The organism is Selenomonas ruminantium subsp. ruminantium ATCC 12561, from assembly GCF_000424065.1.
Taxonomy (GTDB): domain Bacteria; phylum Bacillota; class Negativicutes; order Selenomonadales; family Selenomonadaceae; genus Selenomonas_A; species Selenomonas_A ruminantium.
The window spans coordinates 38,424-60,425 of record NZ_AUJE01000002.1 but is presented as its reverse complement, the minus strand read 5'-3'; the positions used below and the strand labels follow the sequence as shown (position 1 = coordinate 60,425).

General features: G+C 43.8%; 18 protein-coding genes. 1 reads left to right on the top strand and 17 read right to left on the bottom strand.

Annotated features, from left to right (window positions below; translation table 11 throughout):
• Positions 1 to 113: 113 nt before the first annotated feature.
• The 16 genes from G598_RS0101095 to G598_RS0101010 all read right to left on the bottom strand — a co-directional run bounded on the left by G598_RS0101095 (position 114) and on the right by G598_RS0101010 (position 19,522).
• A complete protein-coding gene (locus G598_RS0101095) occupies positions 114 to 1,208 on the bottom strand; it encodes a glycosyltransferase WbsX family protein (protein WP_026765378.1) in 1,095 nt (364 codons plus the stop codon).
• 7 nt (positions 1,209 to 1,215) lie between these two features.
• A complete protein-coding gene (locus tag G598_RS0101090) occupies positions 1,216 to 2,460 on the bottom strand; it encodes an O-antigen ligase family protein (RefSeq protein ID WP_026765377.1) in 1,245 nt (414 codons plus the stop codon).
• Positions 2,461 to 2,504: 44 nt separating this feature from the next.
• The gene (locus G598_RS0101085; protein WP_026765376.1) at positions 2,505 to 3,518 is read right to left on the bottom strand and encodes a GHMP family kinase ATP-binding protein; all 1,014 of its coding nucleotides are present in this window, start codon (positions 3,516 to 3,518) and stop codon (positions 2,505 to 2,507) included.
• Entirely contained in the window at positions 3,518 to 4,588 is a 1,071-nt protein-coding gene (locus tag G598_RS18365) for a glycosyltransferase (protein ID WP_026765375.1), read from the bottom strand. The genes G598_RS0101085 and G598_RS18365 overlap by 1 nt, the downstream gene beginning before the upstream one ends.
• 373 nt (positions 4,589 to 4,961) lie before the next feature.
• Entirely contained in the window at positions 4,962 to 6,056 is a 1,095-nt protein-coding gene (gene glf / locus G598_RS0101070; RefSeq protein WP_026765374.1) for a UDP-galactopyranose mutase, read from the bottom strand.
• A complete protein-coding gene (locus G598_RS0101065; RefSeq protein ID WP_026765373.1) occupies positions 6,056 to 6,817 on the bottom strand; it encodes a glycosyltransferase family 2 protein in 762 nt (253 codons plus the stop codon). Before G598_RS0101065 ends, glf begins: the two co-directional genes overlap by 1 nt.
• 9 nt (positions 6,818 to 6,826) lie before the next feature.
• On the bottom strand, positions 6,827 to 8,218 hold the full coding sequence (locus G598_RS0101060) for a sugar transferase (RefSeq protein ID WP_211221447.1): 1,392 nt from the start codon (positions 8,216 to 8,218) through the stop codon (positions 6,827 to 6,829).
• Positions 8,219 to 8,231: 13 nt separating this feature from the next.
• Positions 8,232 to 9,578 (bottom strand): GumC family protein, encoded by a 1,347-nt coding sequence (locus G598_RS0101055; protein WP_026765371.1) that lies wholly within the window; start codon positions 9,576 to 9,578, stop codon positions 8,232 to 8,234.
• A 3-nt stretch (positions 9,579 to 9,581) separates the two neighbouring features.
• Complete coding sequence (locus G598_RS19615; RefSeq protein ID WP_071837927.1) at positions 9,582 to 9,749, bottom strand: hypothetical protein; 168 nt, start codon at positions 9,747 to 9,749, stop codon at positions 9,582 to 9,584.
• Positions 9,750 to 10,200: 451 nt separating this feature from the next.
• Positions 10,201 to 12,675, bottom strand: coding sequence for a leucine--tRNA ligase (gene leuS / locus G598_RS0101040; protein WP_026765369.1), 2,475 nt, complete (start codon positions 12,673 to 12,675; stop codon positions 10,201 to 10,203).
• 152 nt (positions 12,676 to 12,827) lie between these two features.
• Complete coding sequence (locus tag G598_RS0101035) at positions 12,828 to 13,763, bottom strand: YitT family protein (protein ID WP_026765368.1); 936 nt, start codon at positions 13,761 to 13,763, stop codon at positions 12,828 to 12,830.
• Between the two features lie 32 nt (positions 13,764 to 13,795).
• Complete coding sequence (locus G598_RS0101030) at positions 13,796 to 14,599, bottom strand: Nif3-like dinuclear metal center hexameric protein (protein WP_026765367.1); 804 nt, start codon at positions 14,597 to 14,599, stop codon at positions 13,796 to 13,798.
• Entirely contained in the window at positions 14,593 to 15,282 is a 690-nt protein-coding gene (locus G598_RS0101025) for a tRNA (adenine(22)-N(1))-methyltransferase (protein ID WP_026765366.1), read from the bottom strand. The genes G598_RS0101030 and G598_RS0101025 overlap by 7 nt, the downstream gene beginning before the upstream one ends.
• A gap of 73 nt (positions 15,283 to 15,355) precedes the next feature.
• The gene (gene rpoD, locus G598_RS0101020) at positions 15,356 to 16,498 is read right to left on the bottom strand and encodes an RNA polymerase sigma factor RpoD (protein WP_026765365.1); all 1,143 of its coding nucleotides are present in this window, start codon (positions 16,496 to 16,498) and stop codon (positions 15,356 to 15,358) included.
• A gap of 41 nt (positions 16,499 to 16,539) precedes the next feature.
• Positions 16,540 to 18,342, bottom strand: coding sequence for a DNA primase (dnaG, locus tag G598_RS0101015; protein ID WP_026765364.1), 1,803 nt, complete (start codon positions 18,340 to 18,342; stop codon positions 16,540 to 16,542).
• A 163-nt stretch (positions 18,343 to 18,505) separates the two neighbouring features.
• A complete protein-coding gene (locus tag G598_RS0101010) occupies positions 18,506 to 19,522 on the bottom strand; it encodes a deoxyguanosinetriphosphate triphosphohydrolase (protein ID WP_026765363.1) in 1,017 nt (338 codons plus the stop codon).
• Positions 19,523 to 19,638: 116 nt separating this feature from the next.
• Between G598_RS0101010 and G598_RS0101005 the strand changes: the two genes are divergently transcribed.
• Entirely contained in the window at positions 19,639 to 20,175 is a 537-nt protein-coding gene (locus G598_RS0101005; RefSeq protein ID WP_026765362.1) for an LptA/OstA family protein, read from the top strand.
• 280 nt (positions 20,176 to 20,455) lie between these two features.
• Here the strand turns inward: G598_RS0101005 and G598_RS0101000 are convergent, their stop codons facing one another.
• On the bottom strand, positions 20,456 to 21,871 hold the full coding sequence (locus G598_RS0101000; protein WP_026765361.1) for an alanine/glycine:cation symporter family protein: 1,416 nt from the start codon (positions 21,869 to 21,871) through the stop codon (positions 20,456 to 20,458).
• Between the last annotated feature and the right edge of the window lie 131 nt (positions 21,872 to 22,002).

Sequence of the window (22,002 nt, the reverse complement as noted above, 5' to 3'; positions counted from 1 at the left end):
ATCCTTTATTTTTATCTACAAAGAACGTCTATATTTACTATTTACTCAATCAGCATGCATCTATCACATTTGATAATTATATTTTATCAAAATCATCACCTAGATATAATAACTTATAACTGAATATTTTTTATACTTTCTAAGAAAGAATATCTGTTATTTTCATCAGGCTCAAGATATGCACCTTCCCCCCATTCGTTCCATGCATTGATATAAACAAAATCATCTTCTCTATTATATTTTCGTAATGTATCTCTTATTTTTATCAAGTTATCTTTGAATTTATTTTTATCGCTAATATAAGCCATTCCTTTATATTGCCTTCTAGGTGTATCATCCCATTGAGGGAATGTTCCCAAATAACATTTTTTACCACCTCTTGCAATACATTTATAATTTATATCGTATAAATCATTTGCATCCACTATCCCCCCCTCTAACATTTTTTCTCTTTTCATTTTATTAAAAAGTGAGCGATATTTTCTTTTTATAACGTATCCGACACGCTTATATATATTCATTTTATTCGTAAGTGTAAAACTAGGCTCAAAATTATAAAATGCATCAATTAAATCATATCTATTTTCCAATTTAACTCCTGTATTACCAGAAACAATATATACACCATTAAACCCATTTAGCTTAGCTAATTCATCCCAAATAACACGCATTTCTTTTAAACATTCAATATCCCATGAATGATAGATATTTATTACAGGCATATTATCTATTTTTATATATCTTTTATCCTTAAAGAATTGTAATAAATAATAAAAATGTTTTTCCCATTCTCTCTCATCACCATATTTTTGTTCCATGAGCATTTCATCCTGCACTCCATACCACGTTCTTCGCCAACTATGGTTTGCCCAGCAAACACAATAATTAATTTTAATTTCAGGATGCTTTAATAAAATTTCCATAGGTTTTTCTAGCAATTGCTTTCCTTCACCAAACCAATAATGGTATATACAAAATCCATACACACCATATTGCTCGGCTAAATTAGCTTGCCATTTCCAAGTTTTAGCATTCTCGTCAGATAAATCATAATAATTATTATTCAAAGGAACCCTTGGTTGTATATGCTCTTTAAAAAGTTTTTTTGCATTTTTCACCGCATTCCATTCAGTATATCCTTCTCCCCACCACTCATTATTTTCTTTTATTTCATGATATTGCGGTAAATACATTGCAAGAATCTTCATTATAATATCAAACCTCACTAACATCATTATCATATTTTTTTAAATACTTCTCATTACTAATTATTAAAAATATACTTCCCCACATGAACCAAGCCTTAAAATTCATTGTAGGTGGCCCACCATAAAACCAAAAGGATATAAACAAATACCACCCTATCATTTCATATTTTGATTTTTCTTTAATAAGTGCCTTGAGTCTTGTAATACCATAAATAATAATTATCCATGTTACTATTCCAAACAATAACCAATATGACAAAAAACTCGAATGTGGAAAAGATGGATAACCGCCTAAAGATTTTATACCATCCTGAATCAAAATAACAGAAGATCCCAAACCAAATGGATTATCTATTAAAATTAAAATTCCCCAATATATCGAATAAAATCTTCCAAATAAAGATTCTGTTGCAATGCGCTCATCTATCTTAGTCAAATTTAACGATTGCAAATCTATACTCAATAGGTAATTATAAAACTCGACCATTTCTGATACACTACTTTGTACTTTGTCATTTGTCAAAAAAATAATTATAACAACACTACACATACATATAAAAAATATAGAAAACCTAACAATGCTTTTTGTTGATATATTTGCATTTCTTATTTTATAAATACAACAAATTAATAAAAGAAAAACAAAGCTACTTCTTGAGCCAGCCAAAATCATAGATAGTAAATATATAGGAATCATAAACTTTTCAAAATTTGATTTATTTTTTCCTGAAAATATAATCATAAACAATCCCATCATTGATATTATTCCTGTTTCAGCCAAACCGAAATTTATAGCATACCAGCGCCCCTCAAATGGTGAATTTCCCCAAAAAACATTTCCTACTTGTGTTATTATATTTACTAGCCAAAAATAATGAAAATATTTTATATTTTTCTCTAACAATACATAATAGAATATATACGCTGATAAAACGCCACACGTAAAAGCCAAGTAATATGTGTAATCACCAATAGCAAAGAATTTTCCCAAGTCTAACATATCTCTCATAACATCATTAACAAACAATAATATTAATAATGCCAAATATCGATAATCATAATTTTTATAATAAATATATGAACCATATAAAATAATTGGAATCATCAATACACTAAAATCGTAATCAACGGCAGTATATCCTATATATCCAGGCGTTTCCATGTGATAAAGACTTGTCAGTTTAAATACATTACCTGGCATCAACATTATGAACAATGTATATGCAAGAAAGAAATCCTGTATTCTAATCAAACAAAACACATCCTATTATAATTTTGCAGATGTAATTTTTCTCTTTAGGCATTCATAAACCGTAATGGTAATTCATAATCCTCAGAATTATAATAAATAACCTGTGTCCCCGCATTTTCAAAACAAAATGGCACATAAAGCAAATCACGCAATTCTTCTAATACCCGACTTTGTTGTTCTGGCTCTACATACAGGACTACAAAGCCACCGCCACCAGCACCTAATAATTTACCACCAACAGCACCTGCCTTGCGTGCTCTATCGTAAAGATTATCTATTGTATCATTACTTACTGCTTGTGAAAGATTGCGTTTTAGCATCCATGTGTAGTGGAGTAGCTCACCAAATTCTACTAAATTCCTTTTGGAAATTAGTATATCTTCAGCTTCATCTACTAGAGATTTCATTTCTAACAGTTGCTTTTCTTTTTCTTCAAGATTTGCACCTGTTTCTTTTTGAATATCCGCGGAAAATCTAGAGAAGCCCGTAAAAAATAACATAAGTTTATCATTAAGTAACCTTTTACGTTCATTGGACATTATGATAGGTTTTACCGTATATCCATCCTTATTCATATCAATTCGATTAAACCCACCAAATGCTGCCGCTATTTGATCTTGAATACCGCCTGCTTCATTGCACAAAACACGTTCAATATGTATAGCTTCATCAGCTAATCTTTTTTTATCGACTTGTTTCCCTTTCAAAGCATAGAAAGCATTCAACATACCAACAGCAAAGGAAGAAGATGTCCCTAAACCAGTTCTCGCTGGCAAATCTGCTTCATATGAAAGTCGAATCTCATGTATATTTTTATATTTCATCGTATTGCGAATCAATGGATGTTCGATATCTTCTATATTATCTATCCGCTCCGTATGAGCATATACCAATTCACTTGTATAATCAAAAAATCTTGGCAAATGCCTTACCACCACATAACAGTACTTGTCAAAAGTCGTCGACAAAACAGAACCACCATGTTTTTCATAAAACGATTTCAAGTCTGTTCCACCGCCAAAAAAAGACATGCGAAAAGGAGTTTTTGTTATTATCATTAGTTATTACACCTACGTTCTAAAAGATTATTTATCTTATCTACATTACTACTATATGCAAATATTTTTTCATATTTTATCCGAGCATTTCTTGAATAACCTGCAAGATTATTCTTTATTTTCATAACTTTATCGATTATATCATCTTTGTTCTTCAAATCCACAAACTCACCATCTACGCCACTTGATACAAACTCACGAAATGCACCTGTATCATTTGCAATAACCGGCGTACCAGCCATAAAGGCTTTTCCTAACACACCGCTTTGCGTACTCACTGCATAAGCATTCCAAACACAGAAACTATTTAAATAATATTTATTAATTTCCGCATTAGACATGACTTTTCCATGATGAATTTCCAAAACACCATTCTCCTGCATTTGTCGCAATTCATCATCAAGCACATCAGTTATATCTGATTTAGTTGCAATAAGACAAGAAACTGCAAGATTATTGTGGTACATAGATTTTATTGTATCTATGAAGCAAGAAAAAGCATGTGCTTTACACGCAGTACCTATATAGGAAAAAGTTTTCTTAACTGCATGTTTTATATCTTCTTTGCTTATTTCATCATAAAAAAGCAAAGGGATTTTTTTTACATTAGGATTAGCATTTCTAAATGAATTAAAATACTGATTATATGCATAGTCAGAAGCTACAATAATTCCGGCAGAATTTTTACAGGTTATATATGAACTAACCCCCGCAATAATCAGCTTTAATGTGCCAATCGGCAACTCACTTTTCATACGATGCCATGTCACATCAGGTTCGTGGAAGATATAAAATAACGATATGTTTTTTTGATTAGCTTTCTTAGAAAGTCTAATATTATCTAACGCTGCACAAACTGAAATTAATACATCATATTTATTTTCTTCCAATTCTTCTATATCCAATAAAATTCGTTCTCTAGAATATGTTTTAAATTCTGCACAACCAATATACTGTGAGACAAGCAAAAATGAAACTTGATACCCTAACTGCATTAATACTTTTTCATACGCTATCATCAACTGTATGTGTGCCGGTGAATACCTCAATGCGGCTATAACAGCCTTCATAAACAACTCCCTTTCAAAGACCACTATCCTAATACTACACTCCTTAATTACATCCTAGTATCTTCTGCATATATTGGGACAAATCATTCTATTTATCTCTTATATCCTTATAATCACGATAGCGGTCAAAATCAAAATTCGATCTATAATCTTTTACCATTATGTAATAAATCAAGCCAATTATATAGTTTTCATTCCATTCTTTAGATATTTTTATCTCTAGAAAATTTCTATCCATCACCACCGTTAGACAGCCAATATCATTTCCCTCCAATAATTCTTTATAATATACTTCTTTCTAAATATTTTCTACATTATAAATCGATACTATAATACTAAATTTTCGTTTCAACATAACTTATCATTACACCAATTATACCAATTCATCATTGACACATTTTAATGCACTTGCTATTACATCATCCATGTCATAATATTTATATTCAGCTAATCGACCACCGAAGATAACACCATTTTCATCATTGGCTAATGCTTTATATTGCCGATACAAATTTTGATTACATTCATTGTTTACTGGATAATAAGCTTCTTCCCCCGGTTGCCAATTTGCAGGATACTCCTTTGTCACATAAGTAACGGGCTGCGTACCGAATTCAAAATGCTTATGCTCAATTATGCGAGTATAAGGAATTTCACGCTCCGTGTAGTTCATAACTGCTACACCTTGATGATTGACTTCTTCCAATCTTTCCGTTTCAAAACGCAGGCCACGGTATTCCAACTGACCAAGCTTGTAATCAAAATAAGCATCCACAGGACCGGTATAAACGACCTTCTGTGCAATTCCTTCATATTCAGCGCGAGATTCGTTATAGTCTACACCTGTACGTACCTCAATTCCATCAAGGAGAGCATCAATCAGCTTGTTATAGCCCCCAACAGGGATTCCCTGATAACGGTCATTAAAATAGTTGTTATCAAAGGTATAACGTACCGGCAGACGCTTGATGATAAAAGCGGGCAATTCCGTACAGCTGCGACCCCATTGCTTTTCCGTATAGCCCTTAATCAATTTCCTATAGATATCCATACCCACAAGCGAAATTGCCTGCTCTTCTAAATTCTTCGGTTCTTCTTTAATCACCGCACGCTGTTCTTCAATTTTGCTTATTGCCTCATTTGGCGTTACAATTCCCCAAAGCTTGGTAAAAGTGTTCATATTGAACGGAAGATTATATAGTTCTCCCTTATAATTGGCCACTGGTGAATTAACATAGTTATTGAACTCAACAAACTGATTTACATAATCCCATATTTTTTTATCTGAAGTATGAAATATATGCGCACCATATTTATGAATATTTATATTTTCTAGTTTTTCACAATAAACATTACCACCGACGTGTAATCGTCGTTCCAACACTAATACTTTTTTTCCATTTTTTCTTGCTTCATAAGCAAAAACAGATCCAAACAAACCACTACCGACAATCAAATAATCATACATTATATACCACCAAACCTACGCATGCCATCTATTCCCCAAATTAACATATTTGTTAAGGCTTTTATACGCCCCAGCTTCAAATACTGTCTATAAAATTTATACTGTTTACTTATTAGCTTACGTTTGTTTCCTGTCGTCGAACTAGCAAGCACTCTATAACTAGCTAAAATTTTTCTATTACCATAGGCTTTTCCTTCTAATTTTATAATATCAAGCCAAAAAGCATAATCATCGCGAATACTTTTTAACTCTTCTCTTAAATAGATTTTCCCGTATTTTTTTGAATCGTACATCCCTGTCAAACATCCAACATAATTTCTAACCAGCATATCGTCTTCTGTTATAATTTGTTTTGGCATTGTAATTGTTGAAACAACTTGAGAATTTTCGTCAATCATTCTATAGGCACTACATACACAAACTGCATTATTTTTTTTCATGTACGATAACTGTTCTGTTAAAAAGTCTGCATCCCATATGTCGTCAGCATCCAACAATACAATATATCGACCTTTTGATTTTCTTATGCCGTTATTTCTAGCTGCTGCTGAACCAGCATTTTCTTGATAAACATATTTGATTCTCTCATCTTTTGCAACGAATCTTTTTATAATTGTAGATGAATTATCACTAGATCCATCATCGACGATTATCATTTCCCAATCTTTATAAGTTTGATTAAGCACCGAATCTATCGTTTCTGCAATATATTTGCTTCCATTATAGCAAGGCGTAATAATTGACACTAAACTATCTATCATTTGCTCCTCCTAAAAATCTCCATAAATATCTTTCCCAATATCGTATTTTTCAATATTCAACGGCTTCTGTTCAATTCCCGCACCTTCCGTGGCACTCTTGGTGAACAGTACCTTTACCGTTTGAATGATGATGGTCAAATCCATCAAAAGCCCGCACTTTTCGATATACATCAAGTCATAAACCAACTTGTCAAACGGTGTCGTATTGTATTTGCCATAGACCTGTGCCATGCCGGTAATGCCGGGCTTAACATTATGACGGTAGGCATATTCCGGTATTTCTTTTGTGAATTGCTCTACGAAGAACGGGCGTTCCGGTCTAGGACCAACAAGGCTCATATCGCCGATAACTACGTTCCATATCTGCGGCAGTTCGTCCAAACGTACTGTACGCAGGAATTTTCCTAACCTGGTAATTCGCGGATCATTTTCTTGCGCCAACATGGGACCAGTATATTTTTCGGCATCCACTCTCATCGTGCGGAATTTATATACACGAAATTCTTTTCCATTTCTTCCTGTACGAATCTGACTGTAAAGAATTGGTCCTGGGTCAAATATCTTTATGGCTATAGCTGTTACGGCCATAAAGGGCAAGGCACAGATAAACCCAATTCCGGACAATACAATATCCAGTAAACGCTTCAATGAACGCACTTCTAGGCTGGGATAAAGGCTTTGTGGACGTAATACAGGAATATCATCAATCTTATCTAATTCTGCGCCAGTACAGAAAATTTCATAGGTATTCGGAATCAATAGCGCAGTTTTGCCATTTTGATGACAGTAATTGATAACGGACACTTTATAACGGTGACGCATTTCCGGACAAAGAATAATGACGTCTATATCCTCTGCTGCTTTGCGCCAGTCGCTTGTCTCTATCTCTGTACAGATATATTTAAGCTTTAATTTCAGCTGTGGCTGCAGGCGCAACCGATTGTATACATGGTCGCATTCTTCAGCAGTTCCCATCAACATGACGGTGCGCTTACTATGCAATTTCTGCTCCAATTGCCAACCAAAATAACGCCATAAAATCAACATGCTGGTGGATAGCACTGCACTTAGCGCGATTACCCCTCTTGAATAGGAAGATTCATAAAAGAAAAAACTCAGTGCCATCACGAGAATAAGGGTACACAGATTCGCTACAAATGTACTAAGAATGATTTCTGCAAAACGTTTTCTTCCAATGGAATACAAGCCGTTAATATTCAGTAAAAGACTACTGATAACCATGGTCACCGGCAGCATGCCGGAATACAAATAAATATTATTGACAATAATATCTCTGTCCAAAATTATGCTTGTCGCAATAATGTAGGCTATGGCAATCCATGCCATATCACCCAGAAAGAGTATTAACTTCCGTGATTGGGGAAATTTGCGATTTTGCAAATCCAACGCTCCTTTATGCTTCTTCTTTTTTATACTGGATTAGTCCGTAGCCAAAGCTGATTAAACAGCCGATAACAAAACCAATGCCGGTAATCAGCAGCTTTTTCGGGCTTGCCGGTTTGTCCTCATCCGGCAGATCTGCTGGGTCAATAACCTGAATATCCATGGACTCCATGGCTTCCTTAATCTTGCTGTCTTCGCATTGCTTAACCAGGCTGCTATAGATGCCCTCTTTTATGCTAGCCTCTCGCTGAAGGCTGAGGTATTCCAGCATTTCCTGCGGGAAATTTTCCAGTTCTTTTTCCTTTTCTGCTCTGCGTTCCTTAATGGCTGCTTCGCTGGCTTGCGCGATGGCTATACTGGCTTCTGCATTGGCCTGCTCCTTAATTAAGTCTGCCTGAGCCGGATTGAGGCTGGTATATTTAGAAGCCACGATAGCATTTACTTCTTCAGACAACTTCTGCTGCAAAGCAGCAATTTTTTCCTGCGCAGAAATCACGCTGGGGTGTTCTTCTGTGTAACGCTCACGCAAACTGACCAAACCCACCTGAGCCTCGACAATCTGTTTGCGCAATGCCATGACATTTTCGTTATCATTGATATGGAATGCCTGACTGCTGCTGCGCATATCCCCGAGTTTTGCCGATACACTTTCCAGTTTTGCCTGATTGGATTTTTGCTTTACTACCATATTGCCTAGAGCATCGTCAAAAGCATTCATTTTGGCTACAGCGGCTTTTGCTTGGTCATCCGGACTGTAGACCTTATGTTTCTGCTGGTATTCTGCAAATTTCGTACGAGCCTCTTCGGCCTCTTGTTTCGCTTCGTCTATGCGTTCATTTAGGAATTTGATTAACGTGCTCTGGGTTTGCTTGGCTTTATCGGTCTGCATTGCCAGAAAATTGTCCACAACGTTCTGACTGATCATCTGTGCTTCTTCCGGACTCTTGCCTGTGGCCGTAACGGTAATCAGGTTCGTCTGCTTGGTATTCTCAATTTTGAGGAATTTCTTGGCAAAATCCTTAGCCTGTGGCTTATCTTTCTCATCATCCCACTCCATCTGGTCGATAATCGGATCCAAAACAGTGCGGGTTTTCATTAACTCGATATAGTTAAGCTCGGATCCACCAGAGCCTCCCCCCAGCATAGCGGCCATAACGGCTACACCAGCAACGCCTGCCCCGTTGCGCGTCTGCACCAGTGTGGTGGATTCATATGTTTTGGGCAGGGCAAACGACACGATAAGTGCCAATGCTGTACAACTGCCCACGATAGTACCTACTGTCTTGCGGCGATTATATAGGATTTGCATTAATTTTCCTAAATCGATTGATTCTTCTTTCTGTACATTATTTTCCATGTATTATTTCTCCGTCTTCATATTATTTAGCGCGTACTCACAGCACTGCCGTACCAGATTGTTCACAGACACTTTTTCATGCTCGGCAATCCTTGCCAGCTCGTCCAGCAAGCTGGCTGGCAGCCGGAACGTCTTATTGAGCATTTCCTCGGTCTGTTTGACCTCGAACATTTCGTAATCCCCCCTAATATTTTTTACATGCACATTTGCAATAGCATAAGTCTCAAAATGTGTACTTTTTGAGACTGTAGTAAAACATTGCAAAAAATGTCATTTTAGAGCCTAAGAGTCTCAAAAAGCCCCTGTATAATAAAAAAATTAGAAAAAAATTGGACTTTGTAAAAGTCCTTTGCTATAATGTAGTTTGTAAATTCAAGAGTCTCAAAAAGTACACTTTTTGAGACTCTTTTGTTGTATACAATTAAAAAGGCAATCCCCTGCTGACCGATAAATACCGGATTTACAGGAGATCGCCCTTTTTCTACGCAAAATTTTCCCACCAAAAAAAGACTGCTAGGACCTTGCCTAGCAATCTCAATCTGATATGCAAAAATCCCACGATAGGAGTTCAGCCCTCTATCGTGGGATTTCTTTTGTAATACTTTAGTGCAGATTTTCCGCTTTATTTCACAACGATATTAACCAGTTTCTTCGGAACGCAGATAACCTTGACAATGGTCTTGCCCTCGGTGAGCTCTTTTGCTCTGGGCAGTTCCTTGACGGCTGCTTCCATAGCCGTTTTGTCAATGTCAGCCGGCAGGGTGATTCTATCTCTTACCTTGCCGTTAATCTGCAGGACGATTTCAATTTCCGCAAGTTTCGTGGCTTCTTCTTCGTATTTCGGCCACTGCTGCTGATGGACACTGCCTTCGCCGAACAGGTTGCTCCACAATTCTTCCGTAATGTGGGGCGCAAAGGGAGCCAGCATCTTGATAAGCGCTGCGGCAAACTCTCTTGCCAAACCGGCATTGAGTTCCTTGTCCTGGAAGGCATAAGCGGCGTTTACAAGTTCCATAATGGAGGAAATCGCCGTGTTGAACATGAAGCGATCGCGGATATCTTCCGTAACCTTCTTGATGGTTACATGCAGCACGCGGCGCAGGTCTTTTTCTTCCTTGGTCAGCGCGGACACATCATAGCTGTCCTTACCTGCCTTAACCATATCTTCGAAGTGGTCGAGGATACGCCATACGCGGCCCAGGAAGCGGAACGCACCTTCTACGCCCTGATCGCTCCACTCAAGGTCACGGTCAACCGGAGCGGCGAACAGGATGAAGAGTCTTGCCGTATCGGCGCCGTACTTGGCAATGATTTCTTCCGGGGAAACCACGTTGCCCTTGGACTTACTCATCTTGGAGCCGTCTTTCAAGACCATGCCCTGCGTGAGCAGGTTGGAGAACGGTTCGTCAAAACCTACGAGGCCAGCATCATGGAGCACCTTGGTAAAGAAACGGGAATACAGGAGATGCAGAATCGCATGCTCGATACCGCCGATGTACTGGTCAACAGGTGCCCAGTAGTTGACTTTATCCTTAGCAAAGGGTGCCTGATCGTTTTTCGGGTCGGTGTAGCGCAGGTAATACCAGGAGGAGCAGATAAAGGTATCCATGGTATCCGTTTCACGCTTGGCATCGGCACCGCACTTCGGGCACTTACAGTTGACGAAGGCTTCACTTGTAGCAAGCGGAGACAGAGCGCCGCTGTCGAAGGAGACATCTTCCGGCAGTCTTACCGGCAAATCTTCTTCCGGCACGAGCACTTCGCCGCAATGCGGGCAGTGGATAACCGGAATCGGTGCGCCCCAATAACGCTGACGGGAAATCAGCCAGTCACGCAGGCGGTAGTTGACCTTGCGCTTGCCAAAGCCCTGTGCCTCGGCTTCGTCGATGATGCCGCTCATGGCCTTGTGGATTTCCATGCCCGTGAACTTGCCGGAGTTGACCAATACGCCGTCCTTATCCGTATAGGCAGCGTCCATTTCCTCAAGCTTGAGTTCTTTGTCCTTCGGCTGCAGGGTCAGGATAATTGGCAGGTCATACTTCTTGGCAAACATCCAGTCGCGCTGGTCGCCGGAGGGCACGCCCATAACGGCACCCGTACCATAGTCAGCCAGTACATAGTTCGTCACCCAAAGCTGTGCTTTATTGCCGTTGAACGGATTAATGGCGTAAACGCCCGTGAAGATACCTTCTTTTTCCGATTCGCTGGAGGTACGCTCCATTTCGGACTGGTTGCGAACCTTATCGCAGAAGGCCTTGATTTCGGCGGCTTTCGGGTTGTTCTCGCAGATTTTTTCCACCAGCGGATTTTCGGCAGCCAGGGCGACAAAGGTGATACCATAAGCCGTATCGGGACGGGTCGTGTAGACGGAGAGTTTTTCATCCAATCCCTCTACAGGCATCTCGAATTCCAGACCTTCGCTGCGGCCAATCCAGTTGTCCTGCATGGTCTTTACGCGTTCGGGCCAGCCTTTGAGCTTGTCGAGGTCTTTCAGGAGCACATCGGCATAATCCGTGATTTTGAGGAACCACTGGGAGAGGTCTTTTTTCTGTACTTCGGAGTCACAGCGCCAGCATTTGCCGTCGATAACCTGCTCGTTAGCGAGCACCGTACCGCAGGTATCGCACCAGTTAACGGATGCCTTTTTCTTATAAGCCAGGCCCTTCTTGTAGAAGAGTTCAAAGAGCCACTGCGTCCACTTGTAGTATTCCGGAGTGCAGGTGATGGCTTCCCGGTCCCAGTCGTAGGACAGGCCCATGGAACGCTGCTGGCGTTTCATGTTTTCGATATTGGAGAACGTCCAGTCCGCAGGCTTTACGTTATTCTTGATAGCGGCGTTTTCGGCCGGCATACCAAAGGAGTCAAAGCCCATGGGATGGAGCACATTGAAGCCCTCCATGGTCTTGTAGCGGGCCATAACATCACCGATGGAGTAGTTACGGACATGGCCCATATGCAGGTTGCCCGATGGGTAAGGGAACATCTCCAACGCGTAATATTTCGGGCGATTTTCGTCCATTTCCGTCTTGAAGGCAGCATCTTTTTCCCACTGATCCTGCCATTTTTTTTCTATCTCCTGGGGTGAGTATTTATCCAAAGCAATCTCCTCCTATTTTTTCACAATAAGTGTATTATAGCGCAGTTGTTCAATTTTTGCTATAGGCAAAAATACATAATTGCGCTACAACGAGACAGAAAACACTTTCTGTTCTCGTTCTAACGCAAGTTTACAAAAACCGCAACCTTTGGTTAGAACTGTCCGCTTGCAATCTCCCTTTGTCTTTCCTGTTCTTCCAGCCATTTGGCGCGGGCATCCTGATAGGATTCACATTCGAGGGTAAAGCCCTTGCCGGACACCTCGGACGTATCGGAGACAATCATAAAGGCCTGGCTGTCGTAATGGTCCACAATGGCTTTTACGCGGCTCACCTGCGTCAGGCGCACCACGATAAAGAGAATATCCTTGTGTTCCCGGGCAAAGCCGCCTTTGCCTTCGATATAGGTTACGCCGCGATGAACATTCTCCATGATATCCTGACAGATTTGCTGCGCTGCCGGGGATACGATAAAGATGGATTTTTCGCGGTTAAGGCCGGCTGCAACGCGGTTTGTAAGTTCCGCCGTCACATAGATGGATACGAGCGTATAGAGGGCTTCATCGATGTTGAACATCCATGCCGATGCCATGACGATGACAAAATTCATCACAAAGATGCAGGTTCCTATGTCCAAAGAATAGAATTTCTTGGCCACGGCGCCCACAACATCAAGGCCGCCGGTGTTGGCGTTGGCGCGAAAGATGATACCAAAGCCGATGCCCGCCATCACGCCGCCAAAGATGGCATTGAGCATGCCGTCCTGCGTGATGTTCCAGCTTACCATAAAGTGGGTCGCATCCAAAATCAGCGACAGCACAACCGTTCCCACAATGGTATCCCAGGCATAGAGACGGCCAAAAACGCGGTAGGCCAGATAGAGAATCGGCAGGTTGTAGACGATATTCTGCATACCAACAGGCAGTCCGGTCAGATAGTAGATAATCAACGCCACACCGCTAAGACCACCAGTCAGCAGGTGAGCGGGGATAATAAAGAGATTAAATCCTAAACAAACAATCAGCGCCCCCAAGGTAATCTGTGTATAACGGGCGGCTTGCTTTTTCAGCACATTACTTGTCATATTCATTCCTAAAACTTTCTTTATTTTTTGCCAGACCATTAAACAATGGTGAAGAAATCACCGGACTCCTGGTCGGCGATAACCTCCATATCGTATTCGGCAAGTTCTGCCGCCAGTCGCTCGCGCAGGACTTCCACCACCGGAAACTCCGTGGCAAAATGGCCGGCATCGATAACGTGCATGCCCATTTCCACAGCGGTCTGCGCCTCATGGTATTTCACATCGCCTGTGACATAGGCATCGGCGCCCATAAAGGCGGCCTTTTGGATAAATTCAGCACCACTGCCGCTGCAGAGGGCCACCTTGCGCACAGGACGCGGGCCGGCATTGACCAGACGCACATGTTCCGTGGGCAGGGCCTCCCGAATCTGCCGGGCAAAATCCGTCACATCCATTGGCGCAGGCAGACTGCCGATGCGCCCCAGGCTCTCCACCGTGCCATCTTCTTCCTGCGAAGTGATGACAAAGGTGGACAGCTTACCAAGGCCAATGGCTTCGGCCAGCACATCATTGACGCCGCCCACAGCGATATCGAGATTCGTATGGGCTGCCGCAACAGCAATATCGTGCTTTAAAAGGTTCTGCAGCCTTGCACCTAAAGGCAAGTCCGTGCGGATTTTTTTGATGCCCTTAAAAATCAACGGATGATGGGCCACAATCATATTGGCGCCTGTTTTTACGGCCTGCTCCACTACAGCATCGCTGACATCAAGACAGACGAGTATCTTGCGGATATCCTGATTAAAGGCACCAACGAGCAATCCCGGATTGTCCCAATCCTCAGCCAAACGCTTGGGTGCAATGCGCTCCAAGGCGTCCATGACCACCTGACATTTTACCATTTCAGCCGTTCCTCCAATGCCTTGACCCGCCGCTTCACCTGGGCAAAACGCTTATCGCCCTTGGCCCGGTCGCTTTTTTCCATGCCATTTAAGATGCGGCGCTGCTGGAAGAGCAGGGCTTCGATATGGTGTCTTAAAAGTGGCGGTTTCTTTTTCCAAAGTTTGGGGCCAACCAGCAAATCAAGGCCTGATGGTTTCTTGCGGCTGCCCTTCTCGGCTTTGATGATTTCGTAAATGCGTCCATCATCAATGACGAGATTTTCGTCCACGATATGCCATTCATGGTCATAGAGCCATTCCCGCAGTTCCGGCGCACCATTCATCGGCTGAAGCACTAGCGTTTTCAATGCTTCCGTCACTTCCGGGCTGGCTTCCAAAATCGTATTCATCAAGATGCCGCCCATGCCGGCAATGCAGACCGTGTCTACTTCGCCGGGCTTTACGACTTCGAGTCCATCGCCTAAGCGCACAGAAATCTGCTCTTCGCTGATGGCGTATTCATGGACGGTGCGTTTAGCGGCTTCATAAGGGCCGCGATTTTTATCCCCGGCCACGACAAAATCGGCCTTTTCCTGCTGAATAAGGGCTACGGCCAGATAGCCGTGGTCGGTGCCAATATCGGCCGCCCGCGCGCCTTGCGGCACGAAGTCGGCTAGTGCCTGTAATCGATCATCTAAATGCATAAGGATTCCTCCTTTATTTTATGCAATAAGAAAAGGGTGCAACGCAAATGTTACACCCTGGGTATTCATGGTCTTAGTCCAGGAAGTCCTTGAGCTTGCGGCTGCGGCTGGGGTGACGAAGTTTCCGCAGTGCCTTGGCCTCAATCTGGCGGATACGCTCACGGGTAACGCCAAAGTTCTGGCCAACTTCTTCCAGCGTGCGTGCCCGGCCATCATCAAGGCCGAAGCGCAGGCGCAGGACTTTTTCCTCACGCGGCGTCAGCGTATCGAGAACCTCTTCCAACTGTTCCTTGAGCAGCATGAAGGAGGCGGCGTCCGCCGGTGCCGGTGCATCCTGGTCTTCGATAAAGTCGCCCAAATGGGAATCTTCTTCTTCGCCGATTGGCGTTTCCAGCGATACTGGCTCCTGGGCAATCTTCATAATTTCCCGGACGCGTTCTACGCTGATTTCCATTTCCTTGGCGATTTCTTCCGGCGACGGTTCACGGCCCAGCTGCTGCAGGAGCTGACGGGACACGCGAATCAGCTTGTTGATGGTTTCCACCATATGTACCGGAATGCGGATGGTACGTGCCTGGTCCGCAATGGCGCGGGTGATGGCCTGACGAATCCACCAGGTCGCATAGGTACTGAACTTATAACCCTTGGTGTAATCGAATTTTTCTACCGCCTTGATAAGACCCAAATTGCCTTCCTGAATCAAATCGAGGAACAACATCCCGCGGCCCACATAACGCTTGGCAATGCTGACCACCAGACGAAGGTTGGCTTCAGCCAGACGCTTTTGGGCGATTTCATCGCCTTCCTGCATCCTCTTGGCCAAAGCCACTTCCTCATCAGCCGTAAGCAAGGGCACACGGCCGATTTCCTTCAGATACATGCGGACAGGGTCATCAATGCTGATGCCTTCGGGTACCGAAAGGTCAATTTCGACTTCTTCGGCATCTTTATCATCAAGCTCAATATCATCGTCCCCTACGTCCGTAGTCGAGGAATCATCTACGATTTCAATCCCCTGCTGGCTGAAGGTATCATACATACGGTCAATTTCGTCAGGGGTCAGGTCTTCCTGCTGAAGGGCCTCTACCAGCTCTCCATACGTCAATGTACCACCGTTTTTTGTTCCTTTGGACAACAGATTCTCCACAATCGCCGAACTGTGGTTCTTATTGCCAGCCTCAGCCTGCGCGACATTCTTCTTCTTCGCTTCAGCCATTCAGCATACCCCTTTCCACGACCTTAATACTCCATACAAATTCACTCAAACTGCAACTCTTCCATTTCGCTTTTGATTTTCTGCGCCTGATTGAGTTCAGCCACATACGCTGTGTCTCCCTGACGGGCAAGCTCTGCCGCCCGCTGAGAATGCTCCACATAACGCATATTCAAATATGCCTTGCGCAAGACACGCACTGCATTGCTATAAGCTTCGGTTTCACTTAGCACGCCCAAATCTTCCACCATGGCTCTGGAAAACTCCGCCATAGCCGCTTCGCTAAGTCTGCCCGCCAACTCAGTATCATTAGAATTCTTCCCTTGGGCCATGAACTCCTGCAAGACTGTCAAAATTTCTCGTTGAACAGCATCGTTCACTCCCTCCAGCGGTACCATAGCTGTAAAATGCTGCAAAATACCCGCATCCTGGGCAGCCAGACGGATAACGATACGTCCCGCTCTCTGCAGGGCAGTATCCGTGCGCCGGACAGCCTGCCTTATCGGTTCACGCTGCACCGGGCCGTTGTCTTCAGGCAGGGGCTGATGCCCAAACCGCCGAAGTTCGTCCCGTACTATGCCTTCGTCCAACAGGAGCGCCTGTGCGAGCCGCTTGATGTATTCGCCTAAAACAGCCGGTTCACGAATTCCCGTCAATACCGGCAGCATGGCATGCAATGCCTTTACCTTGCCTTCCAGGCTATCGTGATCAAAATGCTTCAACACATACTGCAGGCGATACTCCACCAAGGGCAATGCTTTTTTGACCAGCTGCGCAAAAGCTTCAGCACCATGCTTGCGGATATACTCGTCCGGATCTTTGCCATCCGGGACCACTATGACCCGCACAGTCGCCCCTGTGCCCTGCACAATGGAAAGCGCCCTGATTGTGGCCTTTTGCCCTGCATCATCGCTGTCATAGCAAAAGTATATCGCAGAAGCATACCGCAATAAAAGCTTGCAATGCTCTGCGGTAAACGCTGTGCCCAAAGAAGCGACCACATTCCTGACTCCGGCGCTGAATACGGATATGGCATCCATATAGCCTTCCACCACAATGGCATAACCTGCCTGCTTGATGGCACGGCCTGCCCTGTCCAGCCCGAAGAGAATCCGGCGCTTGTTAAAGAGCACAGTTTCCGGCGTATTCAGATACTTGGGCGTACTATCATCCAATACCCGCCCGCCAAAGCCAACCACCCGGCCGCGTTCATCCGCGATGGGAATCATGATACGGTTGCGGAAACGGTCATATATCCCGTCACCGTTTTGCCGCTCAGCAGCCAAACCTCCTGAGAGCAAGAATTCCTGTTTCACTCCCCGCTTCAAAAAAGCAGTACTGAGCTTATCCCAGGCATGGGGAGCAAAACCAAGCTTGAATTCTTCAATTGTTTCCGCCGAAATGGCACGGGACGCAAAATACGCCTTCCCCGGCTCGCCTAACCTTGTCATGGTCAGGCAGTTATGAAAGAAGTCCCTTGCCATCTCGTTAACCTTGCGTAAATCCGCAATTTCCTTGTCCCGGGCGATTTCCTTTGGGGTCTTCTGCCGTTGTGGCATGGGAATCCCCAGCTTTTCTGCCTGCAGCTTAATCGCTTCGAAATAGGAAATGTTTTCGATTAAGGATAAAAACTTAAATACATTTCCCCCGGCGTGGCAGCCAAAGCAATAGAAAAACCCCTTGTCGGGAACCACAGAAAAAGAAGGGGTCTTTTCGCCATGGAAGGGGCAACAGCCCCAATACCGATTTCCTTTGCGTTTCAAAGGAACATAGCTCTGCACAATTTGCAGGAGGTCCGACTGAGCCGTAACTTGTTCCACAAACTCGTCCATATCCTCTCTGTGCATAAAAATCCCCTTATCTGTAGCTTAACAACTGTGAATCAAAAAGACACTTGTATACAATTCGCTAATCTTTTACAATATCCTTCTTTTTTCCAAAAAAATCTGCGTATACTATAACATTTTTTGCATACAGTTCTTTTTACATTATAGTATTCTACCCGTTTTGTCAATATCCTTTTTTATTTTTTTGCAATCCCTGCCGTACCGGAGGAATAAATATTTCTTCAAAAAGTGCTACCGCATAGCTGTCGGTAAGTCCTGCCACATAATCGGTGACGATTTTCTGCCTTCCCCAGCGTTCTTCCCGGCGGATAAATTCCTGCGGCAGCTGGGCAAAATTGTCCAAGAAATAGTGATAAAGCGCTTGCAGAACAAAGGCGGCCTGTTCCCGTTCTCTCGATAATTTATCGGAATGATAGATATGCGTAAACATGAATTCGCGGAAAATATCCATCGCGTTTTTGATTGCGGCCGATTGCAGGATATCACCAGTCCCTTGCGAGGTCATAATCATATCGGACACCATACTGGTAATCATGCGGGAGGTATCCGTGCCCAGGCGGGCATAGACCTCAGCAGGTAAATCGCCGTCCTTAATAAGGCCCGCCCGCAGGCTGTCATCATAATCATGGCAAAGATAGGCAATCCGGTCTGCGATGCGTACAATACGGCCTTCCAAAGTGTGCGGCAGATTCTTGCCCGTGTGGTTGACAATCCCGTCTTTTACCGCAAAGGTCAGGTTCAGCCCCTGCCCGCCCCGCTCCAAAAATTCGACCACACGCAAGCTTTGCTCGTTATGTGTAAAATGACCAATCAGCTTATCCATGACCGATTCTCCCGCATGGCCAAAAGGAGTATGTCCTACGTCATGACCTAAGGCAATCGCCTCAGCCAAATCCTCATTCAGGCGCAGCCCCCGCGCAATGGTACGGGAAATCTGGGATACCTCCAGACTATGCGTCATGCGGGTACGATAGTGATCACCTGCTACAATGTATACCTGCGTTTTATGTTTTAGGCGGCGAAAGGCTTTGGAATGGAGTATCCTGTCTCTATCCCGTTGGAATTTCGTACGAAAATCACACTCCTCCATGGGGTGTTTTCTGCTGGCCTCCCGGCTTTTAGCCGCCAAAGGCGAAAGAATCTGATATTCCTGTTCCTCAATCCGTTCTCGCACATTCATCTTCGCGCCCCCTCCACTTTACCTTTTCTATAAGTATAACCTATTTAGACATATTTTGCCAAACAGAGGATTTTGCGGTAAAATAAAAGCAAACAATCAGACAAGGAGTGGATTATATGAATTATATACGCATATCCTTGCTCATGCTGGGAATACTAACCAGCATGTTCACCCTCTGCATGGCTGGCAGCCTTGGCAGCGGGAACACCATTAATGCCGATATGGCAAAAAGCAAATATAAACCTGTGGTCAGCGCCGACCACAGCGATTATAGTGAAGAGACCGGACTCTATACGCTGACCGGCAATGTCTGCATTCAATGTCAGGATTTCACCATCACAGCAGACACGGCCAAGATAAATGCCAGTACGCTACAAGTTTGGGCTGACGGTCACGCGCTCATCACCGAAGGTGAGCTTCATTTTACCGGCGATGCCCTGTATGCCGAAATAACGGAAAACACAGCCTGGTTCTTTGGCACGCGCTGCGGTGTAGAACGTCCCGGCCTGGTTATCCACGCGGACAATATGCGCTACAATTGGAAGACCCACATCGTCGTCTTTGATGGGCATGTGCTCTGGATACAAAAGGGCAAAAATCACACCGCCAGCCATTTGGAGTTCGACCTCAATAAAAACGATATCGTAAGATAGTATGCACCATGGGATTAGGTTTACATCGAGATAAAAGGGCCGGGACAACTATTTCTTCCGCTTAGACAGGCTTGTCAAACGCTTCAGAAATAGTTGTCCCGGCCCTTTTAAGTTAGTATCGAGGAATTAATATTGCGATTACTGTTACCGCTAGTATATTGCTGCTATAGCCCAGCCCGCCCCGCTGATGATACTTTCCGCAGCGTTTGACAAGCTTGTCTAAGCGAAGGAAAGTATTATCAGCGGGGCGGGCATCTTAGCACCACGCTGTAAAAAATGCTTATTCGTCGGTCATATCCACAACTTCGCCCCGTTTTTCCTTAACGACCACTTCACGCTGGAAGGCAAAGCATTCATCGGCAATATCCTTATTGAGCCACAAGAGACAGATCAGGTTAGGAATTGCCATCAGACCGTTCATGGTATCGGAGAAGTTCCAGACGACTTCCAGAGCTGTGGTAGCACCAACAAAGGTTACGAGACTAAAGAGAATGCGATAGCCCATGATGACCGGACGTTTCTTAATCAGGTATTCCAAGGCCTTTTCACCATAGTATTCCCAGCCTAAGATGGTCGAGAAAGCAAACAGGCTTAGCGAAATGGAGATAATCAACTTGCCGTAATCGCCAAATACGGTACTGAAGGCCGCAATGGTGAGTTCTGCACCAGAAAACAGTTCGCCCGTTTCAGGATTAACCACGCCCAGCATGCCGGAGGAAGATATAACCAAACCAGTCAGCATGCAGACAATCATGGTGTCAAAGAAGGTCCCCGTCATATTCACATAGCCTTGACGAGACGCATGGTCGGTCTGAGCAGCTGCTGCCGCAATCGGTGCAGAGCCCAAGCCGGCTTCATTGGAGAACACACCGCGGGCTACGCCCCAGCGCATGGCCGTGAGCATGGATGCCACGATGGAACCGCCCACACCGCCAGCCACAGAATCAAAGGAAAACGCCATGCGGAACATCTCGGCCACACCAGCAGGTACAGCTTCAATATTGGCAATGATTACAATCGCAGCCGTCACAAAGTAAAACGCTGCCATGCCCGGCACGACTACACTCGACACCTTGCCGATACTACGGATGCCACGAATCAGGACCGACAAGGCCAGCACCGTAATCACAGCGCCCGTTACATAGCTGGGCACGCCATAACTATGCGTCAGGGCCATGGCAATGGAATTGGCTTGTGTCATATTGCCGATACCGAAGGAAGCCAGCACGACAAACAAGGCAAAGAGAAACGCCAGCGTACGTCCGGCAAGCTTATTTTTAATGCCATAGCGCATGGCATACATGGGGCCGCCGGACATTTCGCCAACGGCATTGGTCTCACGGTATTTTACCGCCAGTACGGACTCAGCATATTTCGTAGAAAGGCCAAAGGCCGCACTGATCCACATCCAGACCAAAGCACCAGGTCCACCCAGCACCATGGCCGTAGCCACGCCGACAATATTGCCTGTCCCCACCGTAGCAGAAAGCGCAGTCATCAGTGATTGGAAAGGCGAAATATCACCTTCATGTTCATCGCGATGACGGAAAATCATGCGAATCGCATAAATAAGATTGCGCCAGGGCAAAAAGTGCAGGCGCACGGTCAAAAACACACCAGTACCTACCAACAAGGCCAGCATCACAGGGCCCCAGACAAAATTATTAATGTCCGCCATTAATGTTGCAAAATTCATACATTCACTTCCCTCAAAAAACATTAGAACAACGTTATTATAATCGACTATTGTTAAGTTGTAAATAAATTCGCTATAAATTTCCTCTATATAGAAATGTATACAGGAAATGAAGGAAAAACATTTTCTCT